The organism is Sulfurovum sp. bin170, from assembly GCF_010892395.1.
Classification (GTDB): Bacteria; Campylobacterota; Campylobacteria; order Campylobacterales; family Sulfurovaceae; genus UBA1140.
The window spans coordinates 1-7,461 of sequence record NZ_JAACKB010000027.1 but is presented as its reverse complement, the minus strand read 5'-3'; the positions used below and the strand labels follow the sequence as shown (position 1 = coordinate 7,461).

Genomic DNA, 7,461 nt, shown 5'->3' with positions numbered 1-7,461 from the left:
CTCCGATTCCAAGGAGTTTTGCTAGTGGTGTGACTTTAAGATAAGAATAGTCATTCTAATATTTATTGCTATAAATCTAACGATTTGCCAGATGACGCAAGTTCTCATAAATTTTTGTGTTCCTAGTGGAATCATTGTTCCAAATTGTGGGCTGTATGGTTCGATATGGTTTACATGTTTTGATGCCATTTTTTCTCCTTTATATTATTAGTTATGACTCGCTCCCATCGCTCCTGCGTGGGAGTGTATACGAGAGTCTCATATGCGTATCCCACCGAGGACGGATGGGAACGAGTCAAAAGACGAAGCTAAAGCTATCGGTTCCAAGCCTATTCAGGAATTAGTTGCCAACCTGGCTTAAGTTTTGCTTTCCAGATAAATACATGGTGAAGAATATGTTTAACCCAGTGAGCGGCCAGACCTAGCTCACCTGTTGTTCCATTCATATCTCTACCAACACCTGGATACTTCTCAAAGTCAGGTACGATTGGGAATACCGTCATAGCAGCAGCTGTTCCTGTAAAGAGACCTTTCCCTGATGATGCTACACACGCTGCACCCATCTCTGCCATATTGGCTGTATGAGTTGGCTCTTTCGCACCTTTTATCATATCACAAATTGAGTTTGCTACGGCTCTACCCATCATTGCACTTGGCATTCCTGTTCTTGGTGGTGTTGGGTTGATTGGTGTACCATTTGGTGACTTCATTGGCTTTGAGATTGGGTGTGGAGGAGCAAATGCAATACCTACAGCAAAAATATTTCCATAAGTTGGATTTTGAAGTGTGCTTGGCCAGTCAGAAGCTTTCCAGTTCTCATACGCACCAGCATTATAGTTAGCATCAACTTTCATAAATCCATTTGGAGCGAAGATAGTGTCTGTAATGTCAGAGCCATCTTTGGCATAAGCTTTAATCCCAACTCCTGCAAATGGTGGAATCAACATAGCAAAATCAAACTCCTGCTCATCCATTGTTCCATCAAGTGACTCATAGGTTACTTTACCTTTTTCAACTTTGTTAACATGAGCTCCTAAAATCCAATCCATTCCTCTCTCTGCATAGAGTGACTCTGCAAATACTTTACTTGAAGTTGCAAATCCACCCATATTGAAGTGAATACCACCCATACCAAAGTCACCTAAGAACGACTCATTGGTGATAAATGTAATCTCTGCCATATCTCTTGCACCAGACTTCTTAAGCTCATGTTCGATGTTAAAGATATACTCAAAAGCAGCACCTTGACAAGTACACATACCATGACCTGTACCGATAAGGAATCGTTGTTTTTGACCAGATTTCATCTTTTCTATACACTTTTGAAGCTCTTCTGATGCGTGTTCTGCGTGGTCTGCTGTACATACAGATACTGTATGCTCACCAAGGTTTGTACCCTCACCAAGACCTGGTGTTGCACCAAAGTTCAGTTTTGGTCCAGTTGCATTGATAAGATAGTCATAAGCCAACTCATCTGATTGACCCTCTTTACCTTGACCTGTGTACTCTATAGTAATAAAAGGAGCATCACTATCAGCATTTCCTTCTGGATTGATAGAGACTGCTTTGGCTTGTCTATAGTCGATACCTGCTTTTTCATAAACAGGTGCTAGAGGGAAGATAACCTCCTCTTTTGACATCTGTCCAACACCAACCCAGATATTTGATGGAATCCAGTTCCAGTTACTGTTTGGGGTAACAACAACTACCTCATGCTCTTTTCCTAGCCATTTTCTTGCAAATGATGCAGCTGTATGTCCTGATACACCACCACCCATAATTACTAATCGTGCCATAGCTTTCCTTTGTTAAATTGGTTTTTTCTACATCAATTATAAGAGGAATCGTTTTAAATTAAAGTTAAAATTATAAATTTTTAATAAAAATAATAAATATTATAGATAAATACTCATAAGAATAATTTATAATTATGAGAGTTATAAGGGTAAGTTTTTATTACAATTTTTATAAGTTGTATTGTATTTTTATCTGTTTAAATAGGTTGGATTACTCCAATTTATTTGAATAGGAGGAGTGAGATTCTCTCTCCTATTTAAAATTATTCTTTAGAAGAGATTTGTCTACTGTCTCATGATGTGAAGCGTTCAGGGGCAACGACGCTCTATACTCGATAATAGTAGGCATCATATAGGTAGCTAGATGTTTTTTTAGCTCAAAGAGTATCTCATTTTTAGGCATTTTTGTTTTTGCACTATAAACCAAGACAATCTCCTCCTCAATATCTCTATTTGGTATGCCAAAGACGGCACACTCTTTAATAGTTTTGAAATTTTGATAGACTACACCCTCTATCTCTTTTGGGCTAACTCTATAGCCATTGGTTTTTATCATATCATCTTTTCTATCAACAAGATAGATATATCCATCTTCATCTCTATATACAAAATCACCAGTAGCTATTACTATCTCATTAGGATTGTTTATCTCTATTAATTTGGCCAAAATAGAGATATTTTTAAATCTTTTTTTAGTCTCTTTTTCACTATTCCAGTATCCTTTGTAGATACAGCATCCCCTGTGAATAAGTTCACCGACCTCATTGGTTTTACACTCTTCACCATCTTCATTGATAATATATATTTCAACTTCGGGAATAGCTTTTCCAATAGAGGTTGGTCGTATGTGAATCTGTGATGGTTCAAGATAGGTAGAACGCAGAGCCTCTGTGAGTCCATGCATAGAGTAGAATTTGGCAGGTTTGTAGTAGTTATCTACCTTTTTTACCATCTCTGGGGTAATATTTCCACCTGATGATGTGATAACTCGTATATGGTCAAGTTGACTAGAGGTAGGAAGTCTATGAGGGTCTTCGTCAAACATTTTTGATATATGTACAGGCATAAGAGCTAGAACCGTTACTCTATCTCTAAGTAGATGTGCAAAAAAATCACTTGGTAGGATAAATTTATGTAGAGCCAAAGTTGCTTGGTTGTATAGCGAACAAAATATCTGATTGAGTCCATAATCAAGATTAAATGAGAGCATTCCAGATATAACATCACTGCCTTGCAATTCTAAATATTTAGAGACCACTCTAGCACCATCTACGAGGTTTTGATGACTCATAACAATACCCTTTTGAGAACCATCACTTCCAAAACTATAAGTGATAACAGCAGAGGAGTTATTTTCTATACTATTTTGCTGTTTTGAGTTAAAACATTTATAGATTTCTCTAAAAGAGACCAACTCATCTTGAAGTGGTTCAAATGTAATAACTCTACCCTCAAACCCCATCTTCTCAATATTTTTAATCTTGGTTCTGTCGGTAATAATAGTCTCTATAGAGGCATCTTTTACAATATATTTTACCTGCTCAGGCTTCAAAAACCGAGTAATAGGCACAATAATATACTCTGTAGAGAGCAGAGCCAAGATAGCTATAACCTGTTCTGAACTCTTATTTGAGTAGATACCTACCCTACTCCCCTGCCCTAGTTCTAGTTGTCTAAAATAGTTCGCTAGTTGGTTTACTTTTGTAAATAGCTCACGGTAACTGTATCTTTTCCCATTCTCTATGAGTGCAATTTTATCAGGACTTTGCTGATTTGCTATCTCTAATAGCTCTCTAATACTATTGGCTGACATTATGAATCTCCTCAATTCCTAAAGTCCAAATCTCATAATTTCTATCGGTTATAACATTTGGAGTCTCTCTGTAGTTCAATATTTTCTTATAAAAAAAGCTAATAATTTTATCTATATCCTCATCACTCAAAACCTTGGATACCCCACCTGTAAGCACAATACTATTTAGAATCTCTAATTTTAGACTCACATAGTCATTGTGGTGGTTAGATACCTGATAGAGGACTAAAAATATAGCCAGTTGCATCAGTGTAACAGTTGCCTTGTCACTAGAGTCATCAAGTATATGCTCATTTACTCCAAGATAATCAAGCAACTCATAGACAAACTCATTACTCTTAGCCCCAAATACCAAACTCTCTCGAGATTTAAATACCCCAAGCTTCTTAAACACCAACCTATCAAAACCACTACCTGTCAAGATGTTTTTATTATCCACCAAATCAGTACTATAGTGAATATCTGTAGTAGCCCCACCAATATCTATCACAATAAATGGGTCAGCTACATCAAAAAGAGTTTTGAGTTTAGGCAGAGCATTGTTTACAATATAGGGTGTTGAGTATATCTGATTTGAGGTAAATTTATAAAGCTCTTTTATATCCTCTTTACCTGTAATATCTGCCTGATATAGATTGGTTAGATAGGCTTTTAGTTCATCTTCTCTAATATGAAGCTTATCATCTATTATATTTTGAAGTATCATCAGATTTTCTATATTTTCATCTAAAAATTTCTGACCTTCAATATTTCCAACATATACAATATTTTGATAGTTCACATCTTTGAGATAGGCTATAAGTTTCTCATCAAACTTAGACTCTACCCCATCAATCCCACCAACTACAATCACCACATTTATGGTCTCTGCTGGAGCTACTGCTTCATCTATTTTAGAATACAAAATAGTATCAATAATATTTATTCCAGAGTTAAAAGCGATATTGGTAGCATACTTTAGGCTAAAGAGTGAAGTGACTCCAATAATAAGTGTACTAAGCCCACCATTAGCAGAGCTACAGATGGAGACCTCCTCTTTTTGGTACTTTGAGAGGATTTGAGAACAGTTGTTCACTAGGTCTTGGTGGATAGAAATATCAAAATTTCTAAAATATTGATTTATCTTTCCATTGTCGTTTGTTTTGAAGTAGGTACTTCCTATATCTATTTGTAGTTGGTTCATATGGTGCTGTCTCCTAAAAACAGATTATAACCAAAAGTTACTGTTTTCATCAAACACCTCAACCCCAATCTCTCTTAAAAACAGTGTAGTAATCCCCTTGCCTTTAACCAACTGCCTTTCAAAACTTCCATCATAGACAAAAGCAGATGAACAAGATGGAGAGTTGGCTTTAAGAAGAGCTTTTGTTATTCCCTCTTTTTTTACGAGATTCACTGTCTTTTTGGCACCTATAATAAAATTATGAGTGACATCTTTCCCCTTATTGTTTATAAGTTTCAGAGGAGTGAAACTAACTATTTCACTAGGAAGTCTTGGAGTAGGAAGCCCACCTGCTACCTCTGGACAAAATGGTATCAACTCATATTGTTCTCTAAGTTGAGCTAAATCTATAAGATTATTTTTGCCATTGTACTTTACATTTTCACCCATTAGACATGAGCTGATTAGTAGTTTCTCTATTGACACCCTACGCACTCCTGACTTCTATCCTCTACATCACTCATAGCCTCAGGAGATTGACTTCTCAGATAATAGGTAGATTTCAACCCATACTTCCAAGCATTCATATAAATCTCATTAAGATACTTCCCACTAGCCTTATCAAGAGACAAGAAGATATTGAGCGATTGCCCTTGGTCTATCCATTTTTGACGAATGGCTCCTGCTTTTACCAATATATTTTGGTTGAGGTCATAACTTGGAGTGTAATACTCCCAAGTTTCAGGAGAGAGATTTGGAACAACCACAGGAATCATACCTGACAGATTCTCTTCAAACCATTTTCGTTTATATACAGGCTCTATAGCTTGGGTTGTTCCTGTCAAGATGGAGATAGAAGATGTTGGAGCAACAGCCATAAGATAGCCATTTCGCATACCATCTACTTTGACCTTCTCTTTTAGTTCTTGCCAATCATGAGTGTATCCAAAGAGACCACCACGGTCAACTAATTTACACGCCTCCTTGTTAGCATTATCAATAGGGAATATACCTTGACTCCACTCGGAGCCTTTAAATGTTGGATAGATACCCTTCTCGACTGCTAAATCAGATGATGATTTGATAGCAAAGTAGCTTACCGACTCCATCACTTCATCTATCTTTAGGAAATGTTCATCCGAACCCCACATTATCTTGGACTCTGCTAACATCTGTGCTTCACCCATTACGCCTAGACCGATAGCTCTTGATTTCTCATTGGTCTTTTTGACTTTTGCTAGAGGATAAAAATTTAGGTCTATGACATTATCAAGCATTCTAATAGCTATGGGTACTACTCTAGCTATATCCTCTTTTGTATTGACTTTAGAGAGGTTTATAGATGCTAGATTACATACTGCTGTATCTCCATCTGTCATCTCTTTGTCTACCATCCATACCTGTTTATCACCTATGGAGTCGAGGGCTGTGATTTTTTTGGCTGGTTTTGTCATTCCACTATCTACTGTTATGAGTTCCTCTTCTTCAAAAATGTCTATACTTTTATCGCTGTAAGTTACTTTTATTTTGTAATAATTTGGGGATGTATTCTGAAAAATTTCTGTACATAAGTTACTACTTCGTATCATTCCATTATGTTTATTAGGATTAGCCCTATTAGCTGAATCTTTAAAGGTCAAGAAAGGATTCCCAGTCTCAAAGTAACTTCGCAAAATATCTTTCCATAATCCTTTAGCAGAAATAATACTCTTAGTTATCCCCTCACTCTTTTCAAGTTCCAAATATCTTTTGGTAAACTCATCGCCATAAAGTTCTGTTAACTCTCGTACTTCATAAGGGTCAAATAGCGTCCAAAGAGCGTCCTCTTGAACTCTTTTCATAAATATATCATTGAGCCACAATGCAGGAAAGAGGTCGTGAGCTCGTCTTCGCTCCTCTCCAGAGTTCTTTTTTAGGTCGAGGAAATCTTTTACATCTATGTGCCAAGGTTCGATATATACGGCTATCGCCCCCTTTCTTGTGTTATGTGTCAAATAAAAATTATCGGACTTATCTGTAGAAGCAAAATAATTATTTGTCCCTTGTACAGTCAAATCCATATACTCTTCTGAAATTTTAGGATTACTATCTATAAATAATATTTTATCAACTTCTCCTCTGTGATTTACTCCAAGTTCACCTATTTCTAACTCATCACTTCTTTTATAAAAATATCCATTCACACCTTTTACTGCCATAGGATGCCATTTTGAAGTTACAATATATCCATCTTTAAAAGATATTTTTATCTGATTCTCTTTTTTGACCTCTAGTTCATGAACTGCTTCAACTTTTTTGTATTGAACCTTATCTAATTCAATATTAAAACTCTCTACTAAATCACCTATTCTAACTTCTGAGATAGGTATAGTTTTCATGATTATTTTAAAAATATTTATCTCTTCTGTGTCTCTTCTGTCACCTTTTAATCTGAAGTTATGAGATAGATGTTTTCTTACTCTTGACATTTCAATTCTTTTATCTTTTGTTTGAGTCCAACCTTTTGAAATATTCTCCTCATTAGATATAATTTTGAAGTTATCCAAAGAGTTATTTAATTTATTATCATCAATATGGTCAATTGTAAAATCTATATCTTTTGGTAAATCAAAGAAACTCTCTACTAATAATCTATGTAAAGGTATAGATTTTTTTCCAAGAGTTGTTCGAACATAACCTTTTCTATCAAT

Annotated in this window: 6 protein-coding genes; all 6 read right to left on the bottom strand. The window is 35.9% G+C overall.

Annotation, left to right across the window (positions count from 1 at the left end; genetic code table 11):
* Nucleotides 1-21: 21 nt before the first annotated feature.
* Nucleotides 22-189 carry a hypothetical protein gene (locus tag GSY74_RS10745; RefSeq protein WP_188108683.1) on the bottom strand — a complete coding sequence of 56 codons (168 nt, stop codon included), beginning with the start codon at nt 187-189 and terminating at the stop codon, nt 22-24.
* Between the two features lie 140 nt (nt 190-329).
* Nucleotides 330-1,796, bottom strand: coding sequence for an NAD(P)/FAD-dependent oxidoreductase (locus GSY74_RS00710; protein ID WP_164663183.1), 1,467 nt, complete (start codon nt 1,794-1,796; stop codon nt 330-332).
* Between the two features lie 253 nt (nt 1,797-2,049).
* Complete coding sequence (locus GSY74_RS00705; protein ID WP_164663182.1) at nt 2,050-3,609, bottom strand: AMP-binding protein; 1,560 nt, start codon at nt 3,607-3,609, stop codon at nt 2,050-2,052.
* Nucleotides 3,596-4,792, bottom strand: a complete 1,197-nt coding sequence (locus GSY74_RS00700; protein WP_164663181.1) for a glutamate mutase L — start codon at nt 4,790-4,792, stop codon at nt 3,596-3,598. Before GSY74_RS00700 ends, GSY74_RS00705 begins: the two co-directional genes overlap by 14 nt.
* A gap of 24 nt (nt 4,793-4,816) precedes the next feature.
* Nucleotides 4,817-5,257 carry a DUF523 domain-containing protein gene (locus tag GSY74_RS00695; protein ID WP_370518750.1) on the bottom strand — a complete coding sequence of 147 codons (441 nt, stop codon included), beginning with the start codon at nt 5,255-5,257 and terminating at the stop codon, nt 4,817-4,819.
* Nucleotides 5,248-7,461: ribonucleoside-diphosphate reductase subunit alpha (locus GSY74_RS00690; protein ID WP_164663180.1), on the bottom strand; the 2,214-nt coding region annotated here is incomplete at its 5' end. The genes GSY74_RS00695 and GSY74_RS00690, both read right to left, overlap by 10 nt.

What these genes read in the sequence shown, in the direction of transcription:
- GSY74_RS10745 (WP_188108683.1), bottom strand. Translation starts at nt 189, where the DNA reads ATGGCATCAAAACATGTAAACCATATCGAACCATACAGCCCACAATTT.
- GSY74_RS00710 (WP_164663183.1), bottom strand. Translation starts at nt 1,796, where the DNA reads ATGGCACGATTAGTAATTATGGGTGGTGGTGTATCAGGACATACAGCT.
- GSY74_RS00705 (WP_164663182.1), bottom strand. Translation starts at nt 3,609, where the DNA reads ATGTCAGCCAATAGTATTAGAGAGCTATTAGAGATAGCAAATCAGCAA.
- GSY74_RS00700 (WP_164663181.1), bottom strand. Translation starts at nt 4,792, where the DNA reads ATGAACCAACTACAAATAGATATAGGAAGTACCTACTTCAAAACAAAC.